This is a genomic window from Bradyrhizobium sp. USDA 4516, assembly GCF_054055915.1.
This window is the reverse complement of the sequence record NZ_JBSRXT010000001.1, coordinates 1,050,089-1,074,804: the sequence shown is the minus strand read 5'-3', so window position 1 is coordinate 1,074,804 and position 24,716 is coordinate 1,050,089. Positions and strand designations below refer to the sequence as shown.

General features: G+C 65.6%; 20 protein-coding genes and 1 pseudogene. 9 read left to right on the top strand and 12 right to left on the bottom strand.

The features are described from left to right. Nucleotides 1-208: 208 nt before the first annotated feature. From petA to ACVI1L_RS05065, 3 genes are all read left to right on the top strand, one after another. On the top strand, nt 209-739 hold the full coding sequence (petA, locus tag ACVI1L_RS05075; protein WP_016839713.1) for a ubiquinol-cytochrome c reductase iron-sulfur subunit: 531 nt from the start codon (nt 209-211) through the stop codon (nt 737-739). 71 nt (nt 740-810) lie between these two features. After that, nucleotides 811-2,883: a cytochrome c1 gene (locus ACVI1L_RS05070; protein ID WP_026193258.1), complete on the top strand. Its 2,073-nt coding sequence runs from the start codon at nt 811-813 to the stop codon at nt 2,881-2,883. Nucleotides 2,884-3,068: 185 nt separating this feature from the next. Then, entirely contained in the window at nt 3,069-3,743 is a 675-nt protein-coding gene (locus ACVI1L_RS05065; protein WP_057017022.1) for a dienelactone hydrolase family protein, read from the top strand. 167 nt (nt 3,744-3,910) lie between these two features. On the opposite strand, the gene ACVI1L_RS05060 is transcribed toward ACVI1L_RS05065, so the two are convergent. After that, on the bottom strand, nt 3,911-4,909 hold the full coding sequence (locus ACVI1L_RS05060; RefSeq protein ID WP_456782432.1) for a VOC family protein: 999 nt from the start codon (nt 4,907-4,909) through the stop codon (nt 3,911-3,913). Nucleotides 4,910-5,265: 356 nt separating this feature from the next. On the opposite strand from ACVI1L_RS05060, the gene ACVI1L_RS05055 reads away from it, so the two are divergent. Both ACVI1L_RS05055 and ACVI1L_RS05050 read left to right on the top strand, forming a co-directional pair. Further along, nucleotides 5,266-7,431: an anthranilate synthase component I gene (locus ACVI1L_RS05055; protein WP_168855843.1), complete on the top strand. Its 2,166-nt coding sequence runs from the start codon at nt 5,266-5,268 to the stop codon at nt 7,429-7,431. A gap of 115 nt (nt 7,432-7,546) precedes the next feature. Continuing rightward, nucleotides 7,547-8,086 (top strand): adenine phosphoribosyltransferase, encoded by a 540-nt coding sequence (locus ACVI1L_RS05050; RefSeq protein ID WP_018273383.1) that lies wholly within the window; start codon nt 7,547-7,549, stop codon nt 8,084-8,086. A 157-nt stretch (nt 8,087-8,243) separates the two neighbouring features. Here the strand turns inward: ACVI1L_RS05050 and ACVI1L_RS05045 are convergent, their stop codons facing one another. From ACVI1L_RS05045 to ACVI1L_RS05010, 8 genes are all read right to left on the bottom strand, one after another. Beyond that, on the bottom strand, nt 8,244-8,912 hold the full coding sequence (locus ACVI1L_RS05045) for a hypothetical protein (protein WP_456782431.1): 669 nt from the start codon (nt 8,910-8,912) through the stop codon (nt 8,244-8,246). Nucleotides 8,913-8,972: 60 nt separating this feature from the next. Further along, the gene (locus ACVI1L_RS05040; RefSeq protein WP_016839706.1) at nt 8,973-9,716 is read right to left on the bottom strand and encodes a P-loop NTPase family protein; all 744 of its coding nucleotides are present in this window, start codon (nt 9,714-9,716) and stop codon (nt 8,973-8,975) included. A gap of 163 nt (nt 9,717-9,879) precedes the next feature. Next, nucleotides 9,880-11,097: a M48 family metalloprotease gene (locus ACVI1L_RS05035; protein ID WP_456782430.1), complete on the bottom strand. Its 1,218-nt coding sequence runs from the start codon at nt 11,095-11,097 to the stop codon at nt 9,880-9,882. Nucleotides 11,098-11,264: 167 nt separating this feature from the next. Further along, nucleotides 11,265-11,825, bottom strand: a complete 561-nt coding sequence (locus ACVI1L_RS05030; protein WP_016839704.1) for a LemA family protein — start codon at nt 11,823-11,825, stop codon at nt 11,265-11,267. A 215-nt stretch (nt 11,826-12,040) separates the two neighbouring features. Next, complete coding sequence (locus ACVI1L_RS05025; protein WP_168855841.1) at nt 12,041-13,036, bottom strand: small ribosomal subunit Rsm22 family protein; 996 nt, start codon at nt 13,034-13,036, stop codon at nt 12,041-12,043. 152 nt (nt 13,037-13,188) lie between these two features. Further along, on the bottom strand, nt 13,189-16,653 hold the full coding sequence (gene smc, locus ACVI1L_RS05020) for a chromosome segregation protein SMC (RefSeq protein ID WP_168855840.1): 3,465 nt from the start codon (nt 16,651-16,653) through the stop codon (nt 13,189-13,191). Nucleotides 16,654-16,987: 334 nt separating this feature from the next. Further along, a complete protein-coding gene (locus ACVI1L_RS05015; RefSeq protein WP_076830481.1) occupies nt 16,988-17,644 on the bottom strand; it encodes a DsbA family protein in 657 nt (218 codons plus the stop codon). Nucleotides 17,645-17,765: 121 nt separating this feature from the next. Then, the gene (locus ACVI1L_RS05010; protein WP_028334785.1) at nt 17,766-18,245 is read right to left on the bottom strand and encodes a DUF721 domain-containing protein; all 480 of its coding nucleotides are present in this window, start codon (nt 18,243-18,245) and stop codon (nt 17,766-17,768) included. Between the two features lie 142 nt (nt 18,246-18,387). Here ACVI1L_RS05010 and mutY point away from each other — a divergent pair, with 142 nt between their 5' ends. Next, complete coding sequence (gene mutY / locus ACVI1L_RS05005) at nt 18,388-19,479, top strand: A/G-specific adenine glycosylase (RefSeq protein ID WP_456782429.1); 1,092 nt, start codon at nt 18,388-18,390, stop codon at nt 19,477-19,479. A gap of 147 nt (nt 19,480-19,626) precedes the next feature. Beyond that, entirely contained in the window at nt 19,627-20,064 is a 438-nt protein-coding gene (locus ACVI1L_RS05000; protein ID WP_456782428.1) for a PaaI family thioesterase, read from the top strand. Nucleotides 20,065-20,196: 132 nt separating this feature from the next. Here ACVI1L_RS05000 and ACVI1L_RS04995 read toward each other — a convergent pair whose 3' ends face one another. Then, a complete protein-coding gene (locus tag ACVI1L_RS04995) occupies nt 20,197-21,462 on the bottom strand; it encodes a flavin-dependent oxidoreductase (protein ID WP_076830300.1) in 1,266 nt (421 codons plus the stop codon). Nucleotides 21,463-21,632: 170 nt separating this feature from the next. Here ACVI1L_RS04995 and ACVI1L_RS04990 point away from each other — a divergent pair. Further along, a pseudogene (locus tag ACVI1L_RS04990) lies at nt 21,633-22,251 on the top strand (glutathione S-transferase family protein). Between the two features lie 165 nt (nt 22,252-22,416). Here the strand turns inward: ACVI1L_RS04990 and ACVI1L_RS04985 are convergent. Next, the gene (locus ACVI1L_RS04985) at nt 22,417-23,331 is read right to left on the bottom strand and encodes a LysR family transcriptional regulator (protein ID WP_456782427.1); all 915 of its coding nucleotides are present in this window, start codon (nt 23,329-23,331) and stop codon (nt 22,417-22,419) included. Between the two features lie 151 nt (nt 23,332-23,482). Here ACVI1L_RS04985 and ACVI1L_RS04980 point away from each other — a divergent pair, with 151 nt between their 5' ends. Then, nucleotides 23,483-23,905 (top strand): nuclear transport factor 2 family protein, encoded by a 423-nt coding sequence (locus ACVI1L_RS04980; RefSeq protein WP_057016996.1) that lies wholly within the window; start codon nt 23,483-23,485, stop codon nt 23,903-23,905. A gap of 76 nt (nt 23,906-23,981) precedes the next feature. Here the strand turns inward: ACVI1L_RS04980 and ACVI1L_RS04975 are convergent, their stop codons facing one another. Further along, on the bottom strand, nt 23,982-24,668 hold the full coding sequence (locus ACVI1L_RS04975) for a glutathione S-transferase family protein (protein WP_028334792.1): 687 nt from the start codon (nt 24,666-24,668) through the stop codon (nt 23,982-23,984). Nucleotides 24,669-24,716: the final 48 nt, after the last annotated feature.

Below are 24,716 nucleotides of genomic sequence, written 5' to 3'. Positions count from 1 at the left end.
ATTGCACGTGTGCGAGCCGATAGCGGGCTTGCGCTCGTCCGGCAAGGGTGCCAATAGAACGATTCTGGACTGCTGTTCCGCCATTTGGGGTGGGGAATAGCGGTTTTCTGCCGCCGCGGGGGCCGCGGGCGCCGGCAGCCTTTCTTGGGGCGCGTCCTGCGTCTCCAGGGCGGTTCCACCGGCTGCAGAAAAGAAAGGGCTAGGAATCGTGACGACAGCGTCTTCGGCGGACCATCCGACACGCCGTGATTTTCTCTTTGTTGCAACCGGAGCTGCCGCCGCGGTCGGCGCAGCCGCCACCGTCTGGCCGCTGGTTGCGCAGATGAACCCGGATGCCGCGACGATCGCGGCCGGCGCGCCGATCGAGGTCGATCTGACACCGATCGCCGAGGGCCAGGACATCAAGGTCTTCTGGCGCGGCAAGCCGATCTACATCAGCCATCGCACCAAGAAGCAGATCCAGGAGGCCCAGAGCGTGGCGCTCTCAAGCCTGCCCGATCCGCAGCCCGACTCGGCCCGCGTCAAGGCCGGCCACGACCAGTGGCTGGTTGTGATCGGTATCTGCACCCATCTCGGCTGCATCCCGATCGCCCATGAAGGCAATTACGACGGCTTCTTCTGCCCCTGCCACGGCTCGCAGTACGACTCCTCCGGTCGTATCCGCCAGGGGCCGGCGCCCGCCAACCTGGCGGTGCCGCCTTACGCCTTCCTTTCCGACACCAAAATCCAGATCGGCTAAGTCCCGGCCCCTCGGGATTTCAGCTTCCACTTGGACCCATCGCGTCGTTTTTCTTCTTCAGGATCGCATCAATGAGCGGACCATCTGATTTCCAACCGAGCAACCCCGCCTTGAAGTGGATCGAACGGCGCCTTCCGATCTTCGGCCTGATCCACTCCTCGTTCGTGGCCTATCCGACGCCGCGCAACCTGAACTACTGGTGGACCTTCGGCGCCATCCTTTCGATGATGCTGGCGCTGCAGATCCTGACCGGCGTGATCCTGGCGATGCACTACACGCCGCACGCCGACCTCGCCTTCAAGTCGGTCGAGCTGATCGTCCGCGACGTCAATTACGGCTGGCTGCTGCGCAACATGCATGCGTGCGGCGCGTCGATGTTCTTCTTCGCCGTCTACATCCATATGTTCCGCGGCCTCTATTACGGGTCGTACAAGGAGCCGCGTGAGGTGCTGTGGATTCTCGGCGTCATCATCTATCTCCTGATGATGGCGACGGGCTTCATGGGCTACGTGCTGCCGTGGGGCCAGATGAGCTTCTGGGGCGCCACCGTCATCACCAATCTGTTCTCGGCCGTGCCCTATTTCGGCGAGAGCATCGTGACCCTGCTGTGGGGCGGCTATTCGGTCGGCAACCCGACGCTGAACCGCTTCTTCTCGCTGCACTATCTGCTTCCGTTCGTGATCGCCGGCGTGGTCGTGCTGCACGTCTGGGCGCTGCACGTCGCGGGTCAGAACAACCCGGCCGGCGTCGAGGCTAAGACCGAGAAGGACACCGTTGCGTTCACGCCGTATGCGACGATCAAGGACATGTTCGGCGTGTCCTGCTTCCTGATCTTCTTCGCCTGGTTCATCTTCTACATGCCGAACTATCTCGGCGACGCCGACAACTACATCCCGGCGAACCCGGGCGTGACGCCGGCGCACATCGTGCCTGAATGGTACTACCTGCCATTCTACGCGATCCTGCGTTCGATCCCGAACAAGCTCGCCGGCGTCGTGGCGATGTTCTCGGCGATCATCATCCTGTGCTTCCTGCCCTGGCTCGACAGCGCACGGACCCGTTCGTCGAAGTATCGCCCGCTGGCCAAGCAGTTCTTCTGGATCTTCGTGGTGGTCTGCATCCTGCTCGGTTACCTCGGCTCGCAGCCGCCGGAAGGCATCTATGTGATCGCCGGCCGCATCCTGACGGTCTGCTACTTCGCCTACTTCCTGATTGTGCTGCCGCTGCTCGCCCGCATCGAGACGCCGCGTCCGGTGCCGAACTCGATCGCCGACGACGTGCTGGCGAAGAGCAAGGGAAGGGCCGCGACCGCGGCCTCTGTGATGCTCGCGATGGTCGTGGCCGGCAGCCTGCTCGTCGGCGGCACCCAGAACGCCAAGGCCGAGGAGGGTGGCAACGCGCCGCCGGCCCAGAAGTGGTCGTTCTCCGGTCCTTTCGGCACCTATGACCGTGGCTCGCTGCAGCGCGGCTTGAAGGTCTACAAGGAAGTCTGTGCGGCCTGTCACGGCCTGTCCTATGTCGCGTTCCGCAACCTCGCCGATCCCGGCGGTCCCGGCTATTCGCCGGCGCAGGCGGCGGCCTTCGCGTCCGAGTACAAGATCAAGGACGGTCCGAACGACCAGGGCGAGATGTTCGAGCGTCCGGGCCGCCCGGCGGATTACTTCCCGTCGCCGTTCCCGAACGAGCAGGCCGCGCGCGCGGCTAATGGCGGCGCGGCGCCGCCCGACCTCTCGCTGATCACCAAGGCGCGGTCCTACAAGCGCGGCTTCCCGCAGTTCGCGATCGACTTCTTCACCCAGTACCAGGAGCAGGGACCCGACTACGTCGACGCCATCCTGCAGGGCTTCGAGGACAAGGCTCCGGCGGGCGTCACGATCCCGGAGGGCTCGTACTACAACAAGTACTTCCCCGGCCACGCCATCAAGATGCCGAAGCCGCTGTCCGACGGTCAGGTGACCTTCGACGACGGTTCGCCGGCGACGGTCAAGCAGTACGCGCATGACGTCACCACGTTCCTGATGTGGGCGGCCGAGCCGCACATGGAGGAGCGCAAGCGGATCGGCATGCAGGTGTTCTTCTTCCTGGTCGTCTTCGCCTTCCTGATGTACTTCACCAAGCGCAAGGTCTGGGCCAACGCCCACTGATCTCGGGTACGGTATAGCGAGTTTGAGAAAGCCCCCCTTCGGGGGCTTTTTTGTTTGCAATCTCTCCGTCATTCCGGGGTGACGGGGTAGCATCGAACCCGGAATGACAGTGTCGTCAATTGCGTCGGCCGCCGAGTGCGGACAAGATGCCGGCCAATCAGCCGGCAAACATTGCGGAGGAACTCATGGGTACCAGCATCAGCTTCAAGCGTCCGGACGGCAAGGATGCGTCGGGCTATCTCGCCAATGCGGCGCGCGGCAACGCACCCGGCGTCGTCGTGATCCAGGAATGGTGGGGCCTGTCGGACCAGATCAAGGGCCTGTGCGACCGCTTCGCGGTGGCCGGCTTCGATGCGCTGGCGCCCGATCTCTACAAGGGCAAGGTGGTGCCGTATCACGACACCGATGCCGCGGGCAAAGAGATGAACTCGCTCGACTTCATGGACGCCACCACGCAGACGGTGCGCGGCGCCGCGCAGTATCTCGCCAAGAACGGCGCCAAGGTCGGCCTGACCGGCTTCTGTCTCGGCGGCGCGGTGACCATCATCGGCTCGGTGCATGTGCCGGAACTAACTGCGGGCGTCGTGTTCTACGGCATTCCGCCGGAGCAGGCCGCCAAGCCCGCCGACGTCAGGATTCCGCTGCAGGCGCATTTCGCCAACAAGGACGATTGGTGCACGCCGGAGCTCGTCAGCAATTTCGAGAAGGCGATGAAGGCCGCCGGCAAATCGCTCGAGCTGTTCCGCTATGACGCCGAGCACGCCTTCGTCAACGAGCAGCGCCAGTCGGTGCACGACCGCGAGGCCGCCGAACTCGCCTGGGGCCGCGCCACGGACTTCTTCAAGAAGCACCTGGGGTAAGGCGATTGCCAAAACCACCGGCGTCGTCCCGGCGAAGGCCGGGACCCATACGCCGTGGCTTTTGCAATGGGCACGCTGGCAGTCATCTCGCCAAATAACTAGGCCCTGTGGTTATGGGTCCCTGCTCCCATGCGCAATTGCGCACTAGGCAGGGACGACGGCGAGATCTAACTCTCCGCCTTCACCCCGTCCCACCACGGGCAGGTGCCCGACATCAGCTTGAAATTACCTTCCATCACCTGCACCGGTGCGCGCTTGCCCTCGGCGGCGGCGCGCATCCGCATCTCGCGCGCGACGGCGCGGTCCTCCGGCGACAGCCAGACCCGCTCGTGGCCCCACAGGCTCGGGCCGTCATGCATCTCGAACGGTGTCCAGTTCACCGGATCGATCTCGCGGCCGCCCCAGCCGCACTCGACCATGAAGGCGGACGGCGATTTGGCGTAGAACGACGTCATCAGGTCGTTGGTGTGGCGGCCGAGCGTGACGTTGACGCGGTCTTCCTGCTGCGCGACGTCATAGGCTTGGCCGACATCGTCGAGCGAGAACAGCTCGACCATCAGATGATGCATGCCGTTCGTGCCGGTCTCGATCAGCGCCAGCGAGTGGTGGCGGGCATTGACGTGGAAGAAATAGGCGCGGAACGGTTTTTCGATGTAGTCGCTGAGGCCGAAGCCAAGCACGTCGACATAGAAGCTCATCACCGGCGCGATGTGCTCGACCGTCAGCACGGCGTGGCCGAGGCCGAGCGGCCCGGTGCGGAAGCCGGAGATCGAGCGGCCCGGCCTGAACGGCGTGTCGTCGATCTCGGCGCCATGAAACGCCTCGAGGCGGTTGCCGGCGGGATCCCGAAACGAGATCAGGCCGCGCACCCGCCTGCTATCTGCGAGCGCCAGCGGCTCTGATGTCACGGTGACGCCGGCGCGCTCCAGCCGTGCCGCCAGCGCATCGAGGGCCGCACTGTCAGCTACCTCCCAGCCGAAGAACCGGGTGCCTTCGCCCTGCGCGCGGTCGATCACGATGCGCTGCTTGCGGTCGTCCATCCGGAACGCGAGCAGCGAATTGCCGCGTTCGACCGCCTGCAGCCCGACGAGGCCAGTGCCGAACCGCCGCCAGTCGTCGAGCGCGTCGGAGCCGAAGCCGGCATATCCGAGACCCAAAATCGCCATCTGCGCCTCCGCCATCTGTCTGTTTTTTGGGCGGCCGACCAGCCGCCATTTCAGCAAATCCTACGCGGATTCCTGCCCCTTCAAACCCGAAAATGCCGCCCGAAAGGGCGTCCAGGATTGGGGCAGGGGTGCCGGGCCATCTCTTGACACGGCCCGCGCCGGGTGGTGAGTAACGGGCATGAGCACCGTTGCCTGCCCATCCCGTCGTTGGTGGCCCACCTTCTCATAGGTGGCCGGTGCGTTTTCTTTTTTCACAAACGTCGAAGGTCGCCATCGCAGTGCGACCGATGGTTAGTTTATTTGCCCTTCGTTTGTCCTGTGTGGCGCTCTCTCGGCAAGTCTCGTAAGAGGATCACATGAACAGGACAGTCTTCTCCCTGCCGGCTCGAAGCGAATATCTGACCAATGGCGGCCTTGCGGTCGCGCGCGTGGTCGAGCAGTTCACCGGCGGCGCCAACCGTCTCGACGATTTGATCGCGCTGCTGGACCGCCGCCGCGGCGTGGTGCTGTCCTCGGGCACGACGGTACCGGGCCGCTACGAGAGCTTTGACCTCGGCTTTGCCGATCCGCCGCTGGCGCTGGAGACGTCGGGCACCAACTTCTCGTTGCAGGCGCTGAACCCGCGCGGCGAGGTCCTGATCGCCTTCCTCGGCGACGTGCTGCGCGAGCCCTGCGTCGTGATCTCGGAGCGGACCCCAACGCGGCTCGCCGGCCATATCATCCGCGGCGCCGCGCCGGTCGAGGAAGACCAGCGCACGCGTCGCGCCAGCGTGATGTCGCTGGTGCGCGACATGGTGGCGGCGTTCACCTCCAATGCCGATCCGCTGCTCGGCCTGTTCGGCGCCTTCGCCTACGACCTCGTGTTCCAGATCGAGGACCTCGTGCGGAAGCGCGCCCGCGAGGCCGACCAGCGCGACATCGTGCTCTACGTGCCGGACCGTCTCTTGGCCTATGACCGCGCCACTGGCCGCGGCGTGGCGCTCACTTACGAGTTCGCGTGGAAGGGCAAATCCACCGCCGGCCTGCCGCAGGAGACCGCGCCGAGCCTCTATGCCAGGAACGGCCGGCAGGGCTTTGCCGATCACGCCCCGGGCGAGTACCAGGCGACTGTCGAGGTCGCGCGCGCGGCGTTTGCCCGCGGCGACCTGTTCGAGGCGGTGCCCGGGCAGCTGTTCGCCGAGCCCTGCGAGCGCTCGCCGGCGGAAGTGTTCCAGCGGCTCTGCCGCATCAATCCGTCACCCTATGGCGCGCTGATGAATCTCGGCGACGGTGAATTCTTGGTCTCCGCGTCGCCGGAGATGTTCGTGCGCTCCGACGGCCGCCGGGTCGAGACCTGCCCGATCTCGGGCACCATCGCGCGCGGCTCGGACTCGATCGGCGATGCCGAGCAGATCCGCAAGCTCCTGAACTCGGAGAAGGACGAGTTCGAGCTCAACATGTGCACCGACGTCGACCGCAACGACAAGGCGCGCGTCTGCGTGCCCGGCACCATCAAGGTGCTGGCGCGGCGTCAGATCGAAACCTACTCGAAGCTGTTCCACACCGTCGATCACGTCGAGGGTATGCTGCGGCCGGGCTTCGATTCGCTCGACGCCTTCCTGACCCACGCCTGGGCGGTCACCGTGACCGGCGCGCCGAAACTGTGGGCGATGCAATTCGTCGAGGATCACGAGCGGTCGCCGCGGCGCTGGTACGCCGGCGCGATCGGCTGCGTGAATTTCGACGGCAGCATCAACACCGGGCTCACCATCCGCACCATCCGCATGAAGGATGGACTTGCCGAGGTGCGCGTCGGCGCGACCTGCCTGTTCGATTCAGATCCCGCCGCCGAGGATCGTGAGTGCCAGGTCAAGGCGGCGGCGCTGTTCCAGGCGCTGCGCGGCGATCCGCCGAAGCCGCTGTCGGATTTCGCGCCCGACGCCACCGGCTCCGGCAAGAACGTGCTCTTGATCGATCACGACGACAGCTTCGTGCACATGCTGGCCGATTACTTCCGCCAGGTCGGCGCCACCGTCACCGTGGTCAGGCACGTCCATGCCCAGGACATGCTCAAGAAGAAGGGCTGGGACCTCCTGGTGCTGTCGCCCGGGCCGGGTCGGCCGGAGGATTTCGGCATCGCGAAAACCATCGACACCGCGCTCGAGAAGCAGCTGCCGATCTTCGGCGTCTGCCTCGGCGTGCAGGCGATCGGCGAGTATTTCGGCGGCCAGCTCGGCCAGCTCGGCCAGCCCGCACACGGCCGTCCCTCGCGCGTCCAGGTGCGCGGCGGCCGGCTGATGCGGAACCTGCCCAATGAGATCGTGATCGGCCGCTACCACTCGCTCTATGTCGAGCGCGACAGCGTGCCCGAGGTGCTGGCGGTGACCGCGACCACCGAAGACGGCGTCGCGATGGTGATCGAGCACAAGACCCTGCCGGTCGGCGGCGTGCAATTCCACCCGGAATCGCTGATGTCGCTCGGCAACGAGGTCGGCCTGCGCATTGTCGAGAATGCATTCCGGCTTAATGTGAGTAGCAAGTGAAGGCTAAGTTTAACCATCGTCATTCCGGGATGGTGCGTTAGCACCAGACCCGGAATCTCGAGATTCCAGGTTCGATGCTTCGCATCGCCCCGGAATGACCCTCAGAGCGAGACCAATGACCTTCGACCACGACATCAAGGCGACTGTTCGCACCATCCCGGACTACCCGAAGAAGGGCATCCTGTTTCGCGACATCACGACGCTGCTGGCGGATGCGAGGGCCTTCCGCCGCGCCGTCGACGAGCTGGTGCATCCCTGGGCGGGGGCGAAGGTCGACAAGGTCGCGGGCATCGAGGCCCGCGGCTTCATCCTCGGCGGCGCGGTGGCGCATCAGCTCTCCGCCGGCTTCGTGCCGATCCGCAAGAAGGGCAAGCTGCCGCACACCACGGTGCGGATTGCCTATTCGCTTGAATACGGCATCGACGAGATGGAGATGCATGCCGACGCCGTGCAGCCCGGCGAGCGCGTGATCCTGGTCGACGATCTGATCGCGACCGGCGGCACCGCGGAGGGCGCGGTGAAGCTGCTGCGCCAGATCGGCGCCAATGTGGTCGCCGCCTGCTTCATCGTCGACCTGCCCGACCTCGGCGGCGCGGCCAAGCTGCGCGCGATGGACGTTCCGGTGCGCACGCTGATGGCGTTCGAGGGGCATTGATCTCTTAGCCTCGCCCCGCGTGCGGGGAGAGGCCGGATCGCATCGAAGATGCGATCCGGGTGAGGGGACTCTCCGCGCACTCCAATCTCGGTCGAATTTGCGGAACCAGCCCCTCACCCCGACCCTCTCCCCGCAAGAGCGGGGCGAGGGAGCAGAGTCATCCCCGCTGCAGCAGCATGCTCAATTCGAGATCGCGGAACGTCGTGTAATTCCGCCGGATCCATTGATGCAGCTCGGTCGATGAATCCTTTTCCTGGCGCAGATAGCCGGTGAAGGAGAAGTTCAGCCGGTCGATATAGGTCTTCAGGAACACAGGCAGCGCGCGGAAGCGCAACACCCGGCTGGCGGTCATGACCGGCGGCAGCTCGCCGCGCACCACGAATTCGTTGTCGATGACGATCAGCGCGTTCGGCGGGATCGTGCCGAGCAGCTTCTGGTAGCCACGCACCGAGGCGCGGTCGGTATCGGCGACATACAGGATGACCGGCGCGACGCGACGGCGCAGCGCCTCCTTCATCAGCCCGATCTCGTCGCACATTTTGAAGAATTCGTCGAAGGCGTGGTAGCCGAGGTCGATCACCTTGCCGATGCCGTCATTGACGATGACGCGGTCCATCAGCTGCATCTTGCCGTAGGTGTCGATCACGTCCGCGGTTTCGGTGATTCGCGGCAGGTAGTCGAGCAGCGACGGCTCCTTCAGATTGATGTCGTAGCAGACCACGTCGCCGTTCTTGAGCAGCAGGAATTCGCCGAGCAGCCGCGCGATCAGCGTCTTGCCGACCTGCGGGCGGGGCGAGCAGATGATGTAAACGGGCGTGGACGACATCGCCCGCTATATCAGGCCAAATTTTCGCCTAATCCAGCCCCATCAAGGTCGAAGGTCCGACTATTTTTCGCCTTTGGCCGACTTGGCGCCGACGAGATCGGTCAGCTTGATCCGGTCGTACTCGCTCCAGACATTGGCGAGCCAGTGCCGGACGTAGCCGCGCAGCACGAAGGAGTAGTTGGCGGCGTCGTCGTTGATGCCCTTGTTGGCGACGAATTTCAGGAACGGAACCGAGGAGACCTCGACCTGCTCATAGGCCATTTCGTTGAGCTTCGGGATGGTCAGGTCCACGGCATCCTTGATGCGGTGGAAGTAGGAATTGTAGGTCGCCTGGTCCCACTGGAAGAACTGGGTGTCGTTGATGAAGTTCTTCACCAGGAAATATTTCGCGCCGCTCATGAAGTTGGCGGTTTCGGCGATCTCGTCCAGCGAAGCGATCGACGGGCCGAGGATATGGAACACGGCGAAGGTGATCTGGCCGGAACGCGCCGCGTCGAGGAAGCCGATATCGCGCAGCGAGGCCAGCGCGGGCGACAACAGGCCGGCGCGGACGTCGATCACGGTAACCGAGGGCCCCGAGTTCAGCGTGTCGAAGATCTTCATCTGGTCCGCGGTCGTCGTCATGTCGACGATCTCGGTGATGTCAGGATGGAAGCGCTTCAGCGTGCCGCGCGGCGATTCGGTGTCGAACGCCCGGGTCTGCACGTTATTGGCACTGAAATAGTCCAGGAGCGTCCGCGAGACGGTGGTCTTGCCGACCCCGCCCTTGTCGGCGCCCACCACGATCACAACCGGCTTTGCCATGGAAGTCCCTTAAAGCGCGCTCCCGATCGCGATGGCGATCGGCAAGTCCCCACACTGCTTTGGGCGCGAACATGGCAGAAACGAGGGAGAATTCAATTCCTTAAGGCGGCCACGATGGGTTTGGTGGGAATTTCCTTAATGGACTGAGTAGGCTAGGGCGCGATTAGCGGTGTCGTCCCCAAGGGCCCTGGAGAGGACCCAATGGTCCCTGCGTGGGGTTGTTGCCCGGCAGCGCCGGCGGATTGCTCTTCTGTGTCGGCGGCACATCGCCCCATGGGCCATGGGTCGCCGGCGGAGGCTGGTCGCCTGCCGCGGGCGGCTGATCCTGCGGCTCCGTCTCGTCCGACAGCGCCAGCGGTCCGGGATCGTGGCCGCCGGCGTATTTCACCAGGGCATCGACCCGGGACTTCACCGAAGGATGGGTGGCGAACAGGTCGGCAAACCCCTCGCGCGGATTGTCGACGCAGAGTTCCATCACCGCCGAGGTGGCGTCCGGCAGCTCGCCGCGGTTCTCGATCTTGCGCAGCGCCGAGATCATCGCGTCGGGGTTCTTGGTCAGCTCAACCGATCCGGCATCGGCGAGGAATTCGCGCGAGCGCGACAGTGCGAGCTTGACCACCTGCGACAGCAGCCAGGCCAGCAAGATCAGCGCGACCGCGATGATGATCACGATGATCGCGCCGCCGCCCGAGCCCTTGCTGTCGCGGTCCGAGGAGGATGACGAGGAGCGAGAGGATGAAGACGACCAGCCGCCTCCGCCGCCGCTCGAGTTCCACGACAGGTTCGTGAACAGGCGGAAGAACAGCTCGCCGAAGAAGCCGACCACGCCGGCGATGATCACCGCGATCACCATCAGCTGCACGTCGCCGTTTTTGATATGGGTGAGCTCGTGGCCGAGCACGGCCTCGATCTCCTTATCGTTCAGCGCCTTCAACAGGCCGGTGGTGACGGTGATAGCGTATTGACTCCGGTTCAGTCCGGTCGCGAACGCATTCAGCGCCGGGCTGTCCATCACCTTCAGCTTCGGCATCGGGATGCCGCGCGAGATGCAGAGATTTTCCAGGAGATTGTGGAGCCGCGGCTCTTGCTGCCGCGTCACGCTCTCGCCGCCGGTGACGGCATCGATCATCTTCTGGTGGAAGAAATAGGCGATCACGATCCAGGCCGCTGCCGCGATCGTCGCCCAGGGGAAGGCCGAGACCAGGTCGCGCGAGGCCCGCGTTAGGTAGTAGTCGACGGTGCGGCCGCTATCGATCATCACCTCCGCGACCAGCGCGCCGGCATAGACCAGCACGTAGATCAGCAGGAACAGGCCGGCAAGCAGCAGCATCGAACGAAACTTGTTCGATGCGATATGCGTGTAGAGACCATAGGCGGCCATGGTGCGCGTCCGCTCTCACTGTCATTCCGGGGCGCGCGGCACGCGCGAACCCCAATGCGCAATTGCGCTTTGTGGAATCTCGAGATTAGTGAGTGAGATGAGATTCCGGGTTCGATGCGTTGCATCGCCCCGGAATGACCGAAGGGGCGTCATCTCGAAGGAAGTAATCAGAACTTCACGCTCGGCGCCGCCTCGACCTCCGTGCGGCTGGCGCCGAGGTCGAAGAAATCCTTGCGGGTGAAGCCGAACATGCCGGCGAACAGCGCGGCCGGCATCTGCTGGATGCCGGTGTTGTATTCCTGGACCGCGTTGTTGAAGAAGCGGCGGCTGGCGGCGATCTTGTTCTCGAGATCGGAGAGCTCGGAGGCGAGCTGCTGGAAATTGGCGTTGGCCTTGAGGTCCGGATAGGCCTCCGACAGCGCGATCAGCCGGCCGAGCGCGCCGGAGAGCTGGTTTTCCGCCGCCGAGACCTGGGCCGGGCCCTGCGCCGACATCGCCGAATTGCGCGCCTTGATGACGTCGTCGAGCGTGCCGCGCTCATGCGCAGCATAGCCCTTCACGGTCTCGACCAGGTTTGGGATCAGGTCGTGACGCTGCTTGAGCTGCACGTCGATGTCGGCAAAGGCCTGTCCGACCCGCTGGCTGAGCGCTACGAGGCGGTTGTAGGCGCCGAATGCAAACAGCACGAGAAGCACGATGACGCCGATAACGATCCAGCTGGTCGACATGACGGGGCAGCTCCTGATGGACGAGACGGCGGCACCGTAGCCCAAGATCGGGGCGCAGGGCAGCCCGCCGCGGAAAGGTGGGCAAGCGTTAGTCGAAGGTTGGCCGACATCGGTTCAACATATTCCGTCGTCCCGGCGAAGGCCGGGACCCATGCGCCGCGGCCCGCGGTAGGGGCACAAGCGGCGACGGCTTCACTCACAACAAACTTCGGTGGTTATGGGTCCCGGCGAAGGCCGGGACGACGAGATACCGCATCGCCCCAGCGCCAGCGCCGGGCGCTTGCGTATTCGGCTCTGGCGCGGCGCGGGATCCGCGCAACCGATACGCCCTCGGGCGTGCACAGTTTCGCCGCGATCTCGACCTTGCCGACGTCCGGCTGCGCCAGCACGCGCGATGGCCTGTTCTCAACGCGCGCGCGGCTCAGCGCGACATAGGCGAAGCGCTCGTCCTCGAACGGGACGTCGGCGCCCTTGAGCTGCTTGTGCGCGCGGGAGCGCTGCAGGCGCTGCGAGAAGTGGCACCAATCGGGCGCGACCAGCGGACAGCCGCCGTCATGCGGGCAGGGGGCCACGACATGCGCGCCGGCAGCGATCAATCGCGCGCGGAGTGCGATGATCCGCGCGTAGCCGGCGGGCGTACCGGGCTCGACGACCAGTAGCGTATCGCTGGTCTTCGACCACAGCGCATCGGCCAGCGCCCCGCGCTCGGCATCGCCGAGTTCGCCGATCATGTAGCTGGCGACGACGAGGTCGGCGGGCTCGGCCTTGTCGAGCAGGGCGCGCGCCTCGCCGAGTTGATAGCTGGCGTCGTGCAGGCGAATGCTGCCGTGAAACAGCTCCTCGGCGAGCGTCCGCAACGCGCCGTTGGCATCAAGTAGGGTGAAGTCCCGCAGCGACGTGAACGCTTCCGCGGCGGCCCAGGTCACGGTCCCCGGACCGGCACCGACATCGAGCAGGCGCGCCGGCGCGAAGTCCGGCCTGATCTCCGTCAGGGCGTTGAGGCTCGCTGCGACGGCGGCATAGGTCGCCGGCATCCGCGCCAGCGCATAGGCCAGCGCATCGGTCTCGGTCCTGATCGTCGAGGAGCCGCCGCCCTCGCGATAGGTCTGCGAGATCACCGCCGCGCGGCCGGCGGCGTCGCTGCGCGACAGGCCTTCGAGCCTGGCGTTGAGGGCTGCGCGCAGTTCGGCGGGGAGATCGGGTGAGGTCATGTGACGGACTATCCCACGTCATTGCGAGCGGAGCGAAGCAATCCATAGCGCCGCGTGCTGAGGCATGGATTGCTTCGTCGCTATCGCTCCTCGCAATGACGATGCGGAGGCGCGGGTATCCAGAAAATGACGTCGACGCGTAGGTGCTACGCCTAAGCCACGTTCTGGTCGAGGATGTCCACCGCGCCCTGCAGGTCGACCGACACCAGCTGCGACACGCCGCGCTCGGCCATGGTGACACCGAACAGCCGGTTCATCCGCGCCATCGTGATCGGATTGTGCGTGATGATGATGAAGCGTGTCTCGGTCGAGCCGGTCATCTCGTTCAGCAGGGTGCAGAACCGTTCGACGTTGTGGTCGTCGAGCGGCGCGTCGACCTCGTCCAGCACGCAGATCGGCGACGGGTTGGTCAGAAACACCGCGAAGATCAGCGCGAGCGCCGTCAGCGCCTGCTCACCGCCCGAGAGCAGCGAGAGCGTCTGCGGCTTCTTGCCGGGCGGCTTGGCGATGATCTCGAGGCCGGCCTCGAGCGGATCGTCGCTCTCGATCAGATGCAGCGCGGCTTCGCCGCCGCCGAACAGCTCGGTGAACAGCCGCTTGAAGTGGTTGTTAACGGTCTCGAACGAGGTCAGCAGGCGCTCGCGCGCCTCGCGGTTGAGGCTCTGGATGCCCTGGCGCAGCCGCTTGATCGCTTCGACCAGATCGTCGCGTTCGGTGGTCAGCGCGGTGTGCTGGGTCTCGACTTCCTTGAGCTCTTCCTCGGCACGCAAATTGACGGCGCCGAGCCGCTCGCGGTCGCGGCGCAGCTTTTCGAGCTCTTCCTCGACCTGCGTGACCGGCGGCAGCTCCTGGCCGGGTTCGATCTCGGCCATGCCGACGACCGCGCTGGGCTCGACCTCGAGCATGTCGTGGATCTCGCGCTCGATGTCGGCGAGGCGGCGGCGGGTGCCTTCCATACGCTCCTCGGCGCGCGCGGTAGCTTCGCGGGATGAGGACAGCGCTTCGAGCGAGGCCTTGGCGAGGCGATCGGTTTCCGCCATCGCGGCTTCCGCGGTCGCCAGCGCGTCGGCGGCGATGCGGCGATCGCCCTCGGCGTGCTCGATCTCCGTGATCAGCGCGCTGCGCTTCTCGGCGAAGATTTCGGGCGCATTGGCGAGCTCCTCGCGCTCGGCCGACACTTCGGCGATGCGCGCCTCGACGGTCTCGACCTGCGAAGCGGCGCTGGTCTTGCGGTTCTGCCACTCGTTGCGCTCGGCAACGATCGCCTGCACGCGGCGGTCGGCGAGCTCGGCCTCGCGGGCCAGCGCCTGCGCCTCGGCGCGGACTAGTGCCGCGGCCCGGCGCTGGTTGTCGATCTCGGCGCGAACCGCGGCGAGCTGGGCCTCGGTCTCGACACCCGGCGGCAGTTCGGCGAGCGCGGCAGCCGCGCTCTCATATGCGGCTTCGGCCTCGGCGCGGTCGGCGGCGACGCGGCTGTGCGCCTCGGTCAGCGCCGATTTGCGTGCGGCGTGGCGGTTGATCTCGCGCTCGGTGGCGGCATGACGTTCGCGCGCGGCGTCGGCCTCGCGGCGGGCGGCGCGGACGGCTTCGCGCGAGGCGCCCTCGGCGGCGGACGCCGAGCGCAATTCCTCTTCAGCCGTCTCCAGCGCCTGGCGCTTGGTGGAGGCATCGATGCGGGCCTGTTCCAGCTCGTGCTCGATGTCGACAAGACGGGCGCGCTCGGCAAGACGGCGGGCGGCGCCGGTCGGGGCATGCGCGTCGGCGACGAAGCCGTCCCAGCGCCAGACGTCGCCTTCGAGCGACACCAGCCGCTGGCCGGTCTTCAGCTGCGACACCAGCGCCGCGCCGCGTTCCTTGGCGACGACGCCGATCTGGGCCAGGCGGCGCGCCAGTTCCGGCGGCGCCTGGACATGGTCGGCCAGCCGCTCGACGCCATCCGGCAGCGCCGGATCTTCGCCGGCCACGCCTATATTGGTCCAGCGCATCGGCGCCGAGGAATCCACCGGCGCATCGAGGTCGTCGCCAAGCACGGCGCCGATCGCCTTTTCATAGCCCTTGGCGACGGTGATGCCGTCGATGATCGGCGGCCACAGATTCTTGGTCTCGCTGGTGACGAGCTTGGAGATGGTGCGGGCTTCCGTCTCGAGCCGCTGCACGCGCTTCTCGGCTTCGGTGAGCGGATTGCGCGAGGCTTCCAGCGTCTGCCGCGCGGCGGCGTGATGCGCCTCGCTGGTCTGCACGGCGGCCTCGGACTCGGCAAGGGTCTGCTGCGCCATCTCCATGGCGGCGGCCAGCGCGTCGATGTCGCCGAGATTGCCGGTCTCCTGCGCGAGCCTGGATTCCTCGGCCTGGACGTTGGCGATCTCCTGATCGAGCCGCGCCAAGCGGTCGCGATGCGTGCGCACGCCGGCTTCGAGCTGATTGCGCTTGGCGGTGAGATCGGCGAGCTGCGTAGTCAGCTCGGAGAACTGGCGCTCGGTCGCGGCCAGGATCTCCTCGGCCTCAGCGACGCGCTCGTCGACGCCGGAGCGCTTCTCGACGCGCGACTTGATCTCTTCCTTCAGCTCTGCGTCTTCGGTGTCGAGCCGCTGCAGCGCGATGTCGGCATCGGAGGTCTGCTGCTGCTCGCGCGCGATGTCCTGGGCGAATTGGGTGAGACGGCGATCGAGCTCGCCGACGCGCTCCTTGGCGCGCTGCTCCTCGCGGTCGAGCATCTCGCGCGTGTTGGTCAGGCGCTGCAGGCCGGCGGCGGCGCGCGCTTCGGCATCGCGCAGCGCCGGCAATTCGGCGGCGCGGATCGCCTGGATGCGGGCGGATTCGGCCTGCTCGCGGGTGCGCTCGGCCATCTCGCGCACGGAGATATCATGGGTCTGCGCGGCGTCGTTGACGTCGGCATTGGCCTCGATCCAGCGCAGATGGAACAGCATCGCCTCGGACTTGCGCACCTTGGCCGCGACCTCGCGGTAGCGGATCGCCTGGCGCGCCTGCTTCTTCAGGCCTTCCATCTGACCGGTGAGCTGGCCGATCACGTCCTCGACGCGGGTGAGGTTGGTTTCGGCCGCCTTCAGCCGCAGTTCCGCCTCGTGGCGGCGGGCATGCAGACCCGCAACGCCAGCGGCGTCTTCCAGCACGCGACGGCGCTGCTCGGGCTTGGCCTGGATGATCTCGCCGATCTTGCCCTGGTGGACCAGCGCCGGCGAGCGCGCGCCGGTGGCGGCGTCGGCGAACAGAATCTGCACATCTCTTGCACGGACATCGCGGCCGTTGATGCGGTAGACCGAGCCGGCCTCGCGCTCGATGCGGCGGGAGATTTCCAGGAGCTGGCTGTCGTTCACCGCGGCCGGCGCCGAGCGATCGGAATTGTCGATCGTCATCACGACTTCGGCGTGGTTGCGCGCCGGACGGTTGCCGGAACCGGCGAAGATCACCGCGTCCATGTCGGCGGCGCGCAGCGACTTGTGCGAGGTCTCGCCCATCGCCCAGCGCAGCGCTTCGACGAGATTGGATTTGCCGCAGCCGTTCGGTCCGACGACGCCGGTCAGGCCCGGCTCGATCATGAAATCGGTGGGTTCAACGAACGACTTGAAACCGTGCAGGCGGAGGCGCGTGAGCTTCATGTACACAAATCTCGTTTGGCCGGGCGCGAATCTCCCTGCCGTGACAATACCATGGAAGGCAATGTCGGTGTGTGGGTGAGTTGCTGCGTGCAGCTCTCATGAGCGGCGACAATGGCGATGCGAGCGCGTCAGGGCAACCGCTTGAGCAAGCTTTTCCCAAGGGATTTGCAGGGTTTTATGGCCCTTGCATGTCCTCGATGATTCGCATCGCGCGAATCAGGTTTTCAACAACCAAATGATGCGACGGCGGCGTGCCGTGATCGCAAATCATCCACAATTATCGTGCCTCGACTCGAAAGCGAGCCACGAAGACGTCAGGTTCGCGGGCTCCCGATCAGCTCTTCAGCAGCGGATCGATGTGCTTGCTGAATTCCTCGAACGAGGTCTCGCCCTTCAGCATCTCGCCGTTGACGAAGAAGGTCGGCGTCGAGTTCACCTTCAGCACCTCGTTGGCGTATTTCTGGTCGGCCGCGATCTTGTCGAGCAGCTTCTGATCCTTCAGGCAGTCCTCGACCTGCTGCTGGGTGAGGCCGGCCTGCTTGCCGATCCGGGTCAGTGTCTCGGTGGTGTTCTTCACCACCCAGTCGTTCTGCTGGCGGAACAACAGGTCGATCACGGCAAAATACTTCGGCGCGTCGTCCTTGGCGATACAGCGCGCCAGCATCGAGCCGGCGGCGGCCTTGATGTCGAGCGGGAATTCGCGGAACACGTAGCGGACCTTGCCGGGGTCGATGTAGGTCGACTTGATCTTCGGGAACACGGTCTCGTTGAAATTGGCGCAGTGCGGGCAGGTCATCGAGGCGTATTCGATGATGGTTACCTTGGCGTCCTGCGGGCCGAGCCCCATGTCCGGCAGCGACTGCGGCTTGGCGACCTCGGCGGCGGTCTGCGCGAACGCGTCGGTGATCAGGCGCAGCGGCGACAGGCCGGCGAGGGCGGCGAGCCCGGTCAGCGAGAGAGCGGTGGTGAAAGCGCGGCGCGTGATGATCAAGGTCAGCTCCCGGATTGGCGCATTCACGCCACAATGAAGGGGTCCCGAAAAGAAGCCTTCGCTAGCTTGAAACGGCCATTGTGGCAATGCCGCGGTCTCGCGGCTGGCCCGCCGAAAAGCGTCAATTTCGCTTGATCGATGCACCCAAACGGGCCAGCGCCGCGCGCAGATCGTCGTCCTCGACGGCCGCAAGGTTGGCCGCCTCCCGGGCCACGGTTTTGGCGTCCGGCGGGCGCGGCCGTACCGGGCGGCTGCGGCGCGAGAGCGGCGCCTGTCGGATGGTCAGGCGGCCGACCGCATGCCAGCCGAAGAAGCGGTTCACCCGTTCCAGGATGACGTCGGAGGAGTGCTGGATCTCCAGCGCCATCGGCCCTTCGACCCGCAGCACCAGCGTCGCCGGCTCCTGCGGCTGTCCCTCCACCGGCCGCGGCCACTGCATCTTCAGCGGCTCGCAATAGGCCGCGATCCGCTCGCCCGCGATCTCGGTCCAGCGCGTCACCAATTCGCGCGCGGCAAAGCCCTGCTTGGCATAGGCGTCGGTGAAGACATCGCTGAGCAGGATCGACAGGGGCTTGGCGCTGATCGGGCCGGGTCTGGACATGGGAGGGTTATAGCAGTGGTGGTGATGTGGCTGAAACCGTGTTCATCATTGTGGCGGCGTTTTCCGTGCCGGGCGAAGAAAGACGTGGATGCCCGGGTCAAGCGCGGGCATGACATGGCGAGATGTGGCTTAAGATGCGTTCATGAGTTCTCGCGCTGCCGCCAAAATCAAATCGACCGATCAGCAGGCCGACCGCCCGGCGCGTCTGCTCGCCTGGTATGACCGGCATCGCCGGACGCTGCCGTGGCGCGCGGTGGCGGGGGAGCGGGCCGATCCGTATCGCGTCTGGCTGTCGGAGATCATGCTGCAGCAGACCACGGTACGGGCGGTCGGGCCCTATTTCGAGAAATTCGTGTCGCGCTGGCCCGACGTGACCGCGCTTGGGCGTGCCTCGCTCGACGACGTCCTGAGGATGTGGGCCGGGCTCGGCTATTATTCGCGGGCGCGCAATTTGCACGCCTGCGCGGTCGCGGTGATGGGCGACCACGGCGGGGTGTTTCCGGACACCGAGGAGGGCCTGCGCGCGCTGCCCGGCATCGGGCCGTACACCGCGGCCGCGATCGCCGCCATCGCCTTCGACCGCCGCACCATGCCGGTGGACGGCAACATCGAGCGCGTGGTCAGTCGGCTCTACGCCATCGAGGAGGCGCTGCCGCAGGCCAAGCCGCTGATCAAGGAGATGGCGGCGACATTGCTCGGCCCGTCCCGCGCCGGCGACAGTGCTCAGGCGCTGATGGATTTGGGCGCGACGATCTGCACGCCGAAGAAGCCGGCCTGCGCATTGTGTCCGCTGAATGACGACTGCGCGGCGCGCACGCGCGGCGATCAGGAAACGTTCCCGCGCAAGGCACCGAAGAAGAGCGGCATCTTGCGCCGCGGCGCGGCCTTCGTGGTGACGCGCGGCGGCGAGCTTCTGGTGCGCTCGCGCGCGGAGAAAGGCCTGCTCGGCGGCATGACCGAGGTGCCGGGATCGCAATGGCTGGCCGAGCAGGAGGACGCGGCGGCGCTGGCGCAGGCGCCGGACCTGAAGGGCGTCACGCGCTGGCACCGCAAGGCGGGCGTTGTCACCCACGTGTTCACGCACTTCCCGCTGGAGCTCGTCGTCTACACTGCCAGCGTGCCGCCGCGGAGCCGCGCGCCGGATGGCATGCGCTGGGTGCCGGTGGCGACGCTGGACGGCGAGGCGTTTCCGAACGTGATGCGCAAGATCATCGCGCATGGGCTCGATCTCTGACGATGCGATGAATCACATCATCGGCTCATTTTTTTGAGCATGATTTTTTCGGAAAACCGGTTCCCACTTTTCCGGATCATGCTCTGACCTGCTGACACCATGCTGGCAGCAGGGCTTCGCTATCACCTCCGGAAACCGGAGGCCGCCATGATCGTAACCGCACTCGACCGCATTCCGATGCCGCCCGTCGCAAAGCTACTGGGTTGGCACGTGGTCGACGCCCGTCCGCAGGAGGGCTGGATCAGGATCGTGTTCGACGGCAAGCCGGAGTTTTGCAATCCGGCCGGCTTTATCCAGGGCGGCATGCTCTCGGCGATGCTCGACGATACGATGGGGCCGGCGGTGTTCGTGATGACCGAGGGCCGGCTCTTCACCACGACCATCACGATGACCGTGAATTTCCTGGCGCCGGCAAAACCCGGGCCGATCACCGGCGAGGCGACGGTGACGCAACTCGGCAAGACCATCGCCTTCGTCGAGGGAAAGCTGAGCGCCGCCGACGGCGCACTGCTCGCGACCGCGAGCAGCAGCATCCGCCTGGTGGAGGCGGCGCGCGCTGCGATGAAGCCGCGCCTGCATTGGTAAGTCCGTCATGCTGAGGTGCGAGCGGAGCGAGTCTCGAAGCATGCACGGCCACCGGCCGGGCCGTGCACCCTTCGAGACGCCGCTTCGCGGCTCCTCAGGGTGACGGTGATATATAGTGCGCCGCGCTACAACTCAGCCTGCCCGCTGCACGATCGGCGGCTTGGCGTTCAGTCCCTCGACCTGGAAACCGGCGACGCGCTTGTAGTTGGCGGCGATGTCTTCCAGTTCCTGCTGCGACAGCACGTCGGTGACGACCTTGAAGCCGTCAGGCGCGCGCTCCTCGACCAGCTGCATCACCTGCTCCGGGCCGTTGCGGCGATTCAGCATCACGAGGTCCGTGGTCGCAGGCCGCCGCTCGGCCTCATAGGCCGCGAGTGCCGCCTGCGTCGGGCCATGCGCCAGAATCTCGCGCGTCAGCACGCGCGCATCCAGGATCGCCTGCGAGGCGCCGTTGGAGCCGATCGGATACATCGGATGCGCGGCATCGCCCATCAGCGTGACGCGGCCAAAGGTCCATTGCGGGATCGGATCGCGATCGACCAGCGGATATTCGTAGGCATGCGGACAGTTCCGGATCAGGCCGGGGACATCGAGCCAGTCGAAATTCCAGCTCTCGAACCACGGCAGGAACTCGTCGAGCTTTGCGGTCCGGTTGTAGTCCTCGCGGCGCCATTGATAGGTCGGCGGCATGTGTCGCTCGGCGACCCAGTTGATGTCGAACTTGCCGTCGGGGCCTGCCTCCTTCGAGATCGGGTAGCAGACGAATTTCAGGATCTCGTGGCCGGCCATGATCATGGTGCGGCCGGTCAGGAAGGCATCGCCGCGGGTGATGCCGCGCCACAGGATGCGGCCGTTCCAGATCGGCGGCCCCTCCTGCGGATAGAGCTTCTCGCGCACCGCCGAATGGATGCCGTCGGCGGCGATCAGCACCACGCCGTCATAGCTGCCGGCGGGCTTGCCGGTGGCGCGATCGATGAAATCGGCGCGGACGCCGTCGGCGGTCTCGGTCCAGCCGGTGAGGTGATGGCTGGTGAGAATGTTCGCAGCCCCCAGCCGTTCGGTCGCGGCATCGAGCAGCAGCTGTTGCAGCCGGCCGCGATGGATCGAGAATTGCGGCCATTTGTAGCCGGCCTCGAGCCCGCGCGGCTCGCTCCAGATCGGCTTGCCGTGCTTTGAGAAATAGGCGAGCTCGCGGGTGCGCACCGCTGAAGCGTCGAGCACATCGTGCAGGCCGAGCTCGATCAGTTCGCGCACCGCATGCGGCAGCACGTTGATGCCGACGCCGAGCGGCCGCAGCTCGGGCACGCTCTCGAAGACGCGGGCCGGCACGCCGATCTGGTGCAGGCTGAGCGCCAGCGTCAGCCCGCCAATTCCGCCACCTGCAATGAGCACAGTCATGAAAAATCCCCTCGATTGGCCATGGTCATCGCACGACGGCACCGCCGCGGGCAAGGTCCGCGGCGCGCGGGGTGGACGGCAAAGGGGGCTACCGCTAACCTCCGCGCCGTCAGAACAAGAACCAGAGCCGCGTTCGCAACGAACCGACAAGGCTCGGAGAGGACAGCAACATGCTCAAGCTCTATTTTGCTCCCGGCACCTGCGCGCTCGCGTCCCACATCGCGCTGGCCGAGGCCGGCGCGCCCTACACGACCGAGAAGATCGACTTCAAAGACCAACCAGCAGAACAGCCCGGAATACCTGAAGATCAATCCGAAGGGCCGCGTGCCTACTTTGGTGACCGATCGCGGCGTGCTGACCGAGACGCCGGCGATGCTGGCCTACATCGCGCAGACCTTTCCGCAGGCGAAGCTCGCGCCCGACGACGCCTTCGAATTCGCCAGGCTGCAGGCCTTCAACTCCTATCTGTGCTCGACGGTGCACATCTGCCACGCCCACAAGATGCGCGGTCCGCGCTGGGCGACACAGGAGACGTCGTTCGCCGACATGAAGGCGATGGTGCCGAAGACCATGGGCGCCTGCTTCAACCTGATCGAGCGCGACATGCTGAAGGGCCCGTGGGTGATGGGCGAGAATTACACCGTCAGTGACGCCTATCTCTACACGCTGACCCTGTGGCTCGACGGCGACGGCGTCGACATCGCAACGCTGCCCAAGGTGAAGGCGCATCGCGCGGCGATGGAGAGCCGCCCGGCGGTGCAGAAGGTGCTGGCGGAGCAGAGGGCGTAAGGCCCAAAAATTCGGTGTCGTCCCGGGCAAGCGCAGCGCGACCCGGGACCCATAACCACCAAGGATCGTTGTTACGCGACGTTGGGGCCGCAGCTCACTCTCACAACGCAACCCTGTGGTTATGGGTCCCGGCCTTCGCCGGGACGACGTGTGGAGAGAGCTGGGCTACACCTTCCCCGTCTCCAACTCGCGTCCGGTCTCCAGCATCAGCTTGCGCAGCCAGAGCGAGCCCGGATCCATCTGCGCCCTTGTCGGATAGAACATGTGCTGCTCGTCGATCCCTGGATCGAGCGGCGGCGTCACCGACATCAACGACAATTGCTTCGACAGCGCCGAGATCAGCCGGCGCGGCACAAAGGCGACGAGGTCGGTGCGCGCGGTGACGTGCAGCGCCTCGATATAACCCGGCACCACCAGCGCGATCCGCCGCTCGATGCCCTTGGCGCGCAGCCAGCTGTCGATCAGGTCCTCGTTCTGGCCGCGGATGATCACGGCGACATGGCGCGCGGCGAGGAAGGCCTCGCAATTCTTCAGCTTCGTGCCGACGCCGTGGCCGCGCCGCACCGCGAGTGCATCGCTGTCGGTGTAGAGCCGCTGGCGGTGAAAGCCCTTGAAGGAGTCGCCGATCGAGATCACGAGATCGATGGTGCGGGCGAATTCGGGCGTGAAGATCGCAGGTCCCCGCCACGGCACCACGTCGATGGTGACGTTCGGCGCGATCTGCGTCACCTTCTCCATCAGCGGCGGCATCAGGAGCTCGACCGCGAGGTCGGGCATCATCAGGCGAAAGTGCCGGTCGCTGCGCGCGGCGTCGAAATCGTCGGAGACGAACAGCGCGCGCACCTGGTCGAGCGCATGGGCCAGCGGCGAGCGCAATGCCTGCGCCCGCGGCGTCAGCTCCATCCGCGCGCCGGTGCGCACCAAAAGCGGATCGCCGATCAGGTCGCGCAGCCGCTGCAGCGCGTGGCTGGTCGCCGGTTGCGACAGATTGAGCCGCATCGCCGCGCGGCTGACATTGGCTTCGCGCAGCAGGGCGTCGAGCGCGACCAGCAGATTGAGGTCAAGCGAATTCAAATTCATCGAGTGAATATATATCATACTACCTATCGATTGGAAGAATGCGCGCAGGCGCCGCAGGATTGCGGGCAAGGCGTTTTTCACGAGAGCCGAAGACCGCATCGCGTGAGGAAACGCCTGAAATCAGGGTCTATCAATCGCAAGGAGACGCGCCATGAGCGCAGCCGACAACAAGAAACTGGTGCAGGAGATGTTCGTGATCGCAGGCAGTCCCGATCCTGCGGTGCGCGAGAACTCGCTGTTCATGGCAACGCTTGCCGACGACGCGATCTGGACCGTGACCGGGCAATATTCCTGGTCGCGTACGTTCACCGGCAAGCAGTCGATCATCAACGATCTGCACGGCCATGTCCGCTCGAAACTGGTCGAGCGCGGCCGCACCGTCGCCCATCGCATCATCGCCGACGGCGACATCGTCGTGATCGAGGCCAAGGGCGACAACCTCACCAAGCAAGGTCAGCGCTACGACAACGACTATTGCCTGGTGTTCCGTTTCGACGGTGGTCGGATCAAGGAGGTGCGGGAATATTGCGACTCGGTCCTGACCGAGAAGGCGCTCGGCGCGTTTCCGGCGTAGCGGTCCGCCGCTAACGGGCGGCACAAACGAAGACGGCGCCCATCCGGGCGCCCGTCTTGCCGTCGTGTGGATTGGCTTACGCCACCTTGGACTTGAGGTGGCCGAACATGATGTCGCGCGCCGCGTCGTCCATCTCGGCCTTGAAGGTGTGCTTGTCCTTCAGCGCGATCGCGCGCGCCGCCGCCGGCCGCGCCGAGATCTCGTCGACCAGCCGCTTGACGTTCGGATATTTGGCGTAGCCTTCCTCGCCGAGGATGAACGCCGCCATCCGCGCCCAGCCCCAGAACGCCATGTCGACGATCGTGTAGCTGTCGCCGACCATGTAGCGCTGTTTCGCCAGGTGATCGTCGAGGATCTTGTAATGGCGGTGCGCCTCGTACTGGTAGCGGTTGTTGGCGTAGTCGAGATCCTTCGGCGCGAAGTGCTTGAAGTGCACGGCCTGGCCGGAATAGGGGCCGAGGCCGGTCGCGATGAACATCAGCCAGGACAGCGTCGCGGCGCGATTGGCCGGCGTATTGGCGGGCAGGAACTTGCCGTGCTCCTCGGCGAGGTAGAGCAGGATCGCGTTCGAATCGAACACCAGCACGCCGTCATCGTCGATCGCCGGCACCTTGCCGTTCGGGTTGACCTTGAGGAATTCCGGCGCGAACTGCTCGCCCTTGCGGGTATCGACCGGGATCGCCTCGAACGGCAGGCCGGACTCTTCGAGGAACAGCGCGACCTTGTTCGGGTTCGGCGCACCATTGAAATAGAATTTGATCATGAAGGGACTCCCTTGGTTCTTGTAGCCGGCGAGATCGCGACGCGGCGG

What these genes read in the sequence shown, in the direction of transcription:
- ACVI1L_RS05045 (WP_456782431.1), bottom strand. Translation starts at nt 8,912, where the DNA reads ATGTCGTCCACGCCCGTTTACATCATCTGCTCGCCCCGCCCGCAGGTC.
- ACVI1L_RS05040 (WP_016839706.1), bottom strand. Translation starts at nt 9,716, where the DNA reads ATGGCAAAGCCGGTTGTGATCGTGGTGGGCGCCGACAAGGGCGGGGTC.
- ACVI1L_RS04980 (WP_057016996.1), top strand. Translation starts at nt 23,483, where the DNA reads ATGAGCGCAGCCGACAACAAGAAACTGGTGCAGGAGATGTTCGTGATC.
- ACVI1L_RS05060 (WP_456782432.1), bottom strand. Translation starts at nt 4,909, where the DNA reads ATGGCGATTTTGGGTCTCGGATATGCCGGCTTCGGCTCCGACGCGCTC.
- ACVI1L_RS05035 (WP_456782430.1), bottom strand. Translation starts at nt 11,097, where the DNA reads ATGGCCGCCTATGGTCTCTACACGCATATCGCATCGAACAAGTTTCGT.
- mutY (WP_456782429.1), top strand. Translation starts at nt 18,388, where the DNA reads ATGAGTTCTCGCGCTGCCGCCAAAATCAAATCGACCGATCAGCAGGCC.
- ACVI1L_RS04975 (WP_028334792.1), bottom strand. Translation starts at nt 24,668, where the DNA reads ATGATCAAATTCTATTTCAATGGTGCGCCGAACCCGAACAAGGTCGCG.
- ACVI1L_RS04985 (WP_456782427.1), bottom strand. Translation starts at nt 23,331, where the DNA reads ATGAATTTGAATTCGCTTGACCTCAATCTGCTGGTCGCGCTCGACGCC.
- ACVI1L_RS05010 (WP_028334785.1), bottom strand. Translation starts at nt 18,245, where the DNA reads ATGTCCAGACCCGGCCCGATCAGCGCCAAGCCCCTGTCGATCCTGCTC.
- ACVI1L_RS04995 (WP_076830300.1), bottom strand. Translation starts at nt 21,462, where the DNA reads ATGACTGTGCTCATTGCAGGTGGCGGAATTGGCGGGCTGACGCTGGCG.
- ACVI1L_RS05025 (WP_168855841.1), bottom strand. Translation starts at nt 13,036, where the DNA reads ATGACCTCACCCGATCTCCCCGCCGAACTGCGCGCAGCCCTCAACGCC.
- ACVI1L_RS05050 (WP_018273383.1), top strand. Translation starts at nt 7,547, where the DNA reads ATGACCTTCGACCACGACATCAAGGCGACTGTTCGCACCATCCCGGAC.
- ACVI1L_RS05070 (WP_026193258.1), top strand. Translation starts at nt 811, where the DNA reads ATGAGCGGACCATCTGATTTCCAACCGAGCAACCCCGCCTTGAAGTGG.
- ACVI1L_RS05055 (WP_168855843.1), top strand. Translation starts at nt 5,266, where the DNA reads ATGAACAGGACAGTCTTCTCCCTGCCGGCTCGAAGCGAATATCTGACC.
- ACVI1L_RS05000 (WP_456782428.1), top strand. Translation starts at nt 19,627, where the DNA reads ATGATCGTAACCGCACTCGACCGCATTCCGATGCCGCCCGTCGCAAAG.
- ACVI1L_RS05030 (WP_016839704.1), bottom strand. Translation starts at nt 11,825, where the DNA reads ATGTCGACCAGCTGGATCGTTATCGGCGTCATCGTGCTTCTCGTGCTG.
- ACVI1L_RS05065 (WP_057017022.1), top strand. Translation starts at nt 3,069, where the DNA reads ATGGGTACCAGCATCAGCTTCAAGCGTCCGGACGGCAAGGATGCGTCG.
- smc (WP_168855840.1), bottom strand. Translation starts at nt 16,653, where the DNA reads ATGAAGCTCACGCGCCTCCGCCTGCACGGTTTCAAGTCGTTCGTTGAA.